The 1,267-nt window shown below is 65.0% G+C and carries 1 protein-coding gene; it reads left to right on the forward strand.

The window, feature by feature from the left end:
- Positions 1-56: 56 nt before the first annotated feature.
- On the forward strand, positions 57-1,115 hold the full coding sequence (locus ABWQ00_RS16125; protein ID WP_353239675.1) for a hypothetical protein: 1,059 nt from the start codon (positions 57-59) through the stop codon (positions 1,113-1,115).
- Positions 1,116-1,267 lie beyond the last annotated feature (152 nt).

Raw genomic sequence — 1,267 nt, forward strand, 5'->3', positions numbered from 1 at the left:
CGTTTAGCTCACCAGCGACAGACCAGTGTGTGAACACACGGGCAGGGGGCCGACCCATGCCGAACTGGAAAAGAGCTCAGCAGGCAAAGGAGGTCGTTCCGGCCTTCCAGTTGCCGTTCCCGTGGACCATGGCACCGCCATGGAAGCAGGTCACCTCCAAGCCGAAGAAGGAAAAGGTGGCACCGGGATCAGAGGAGCGCGAGACCCAGTGGGTGCGCAGGGCATGCAATGCAGCACACCACAACCCGCGCAAGCAGGCATGCCGGTTGTGCGGGGAGGCGCGCCAACAGAAGCAGGGAGGCAAGGCGAAGGGGCCTCCTTCCCAGCGGGCGAGTGCGAAGGCGCCAGCAGCGGGACAGCCGGCGCGGGGAGACGTGTCGGACGAGGAGGAGAGGCCCTTGCAGATCCCAAAGCAGTTGGCCGTGCACCTCACCAAGAGTGGGCACAAGCTGCACTCAGTGGCGGCACCGGACCCGGCGCCGGAACCCGATGGCAGTGGCCACAAGAAGCTGGAGGACCTCCCCACCGAACAGTTGCAGGCGGCCCACGACGCCCTCATCAAGGTGGGCATGCCTGTCAGCACACTGCAGCCGTACAAGGACCTCTTGGAGGACCGCAAAGCGAAGGCGGAGCTGACCTATGGCCCGGCAAAGCGGCTCGAGCACCTCACGGCCGCAAGGAACCGGCTTGCGAAAAGAAGGGAGGAGCAACAGAGCGAGGTAGACGACCAGAAGGCCCGGCTTGCAAGGGCAGAGAGCCGCCTCAAGAAGGTCGTCCAGGATATGGACATTCTCCAGGCGGAGATCGCCCAGGCCATGGCAGAAACGAACGAGGTCGTAAGCTCGGTGGAAAGGGCACCAGAAGAGCCCACCGGGATGCGCGCGGTCCAAACTGCATTGGCGCAACCAGACGAGGTGCTGGTGCAACACCCGGAGTACATCAAGTATGCCACGGCCACAGCGGAGGCCGGGGGCATCCCGATGCAAGCCATCCGGTGGCATTTGTGCAGAGAATTGGGTACGCTTGCGGCCGAAAGCCTGCGGCTTGCGGCCAAGCGTCCCTGCCCGGACGGGGCAGGCAGAGCAGTGGACGCAGACGGAGACGATGCCATGTAGGCATCAGTGGCACTTGCAGGCGCAGGCGGTGCCCAGGCACCGCCTTTATGACCCTGGTACGGGCCCAGCGGCAGCAGACGCAGTTGCATTGGCAGCCGAAGACCCCAGGACGGGCAGCCCAGCAGCCGCAGGCGCAGGAGCAGTGGCGACTG

The sequence above is a fragment of the Limnohabitans sp. genome, assembly GCF_040400975.1.
Lineage (GTDB): Bacteria > Pseudomonadota > Gammaproteobacteria > Burkholderiales > Burkholderiaceae_C > Limnohabitans_A.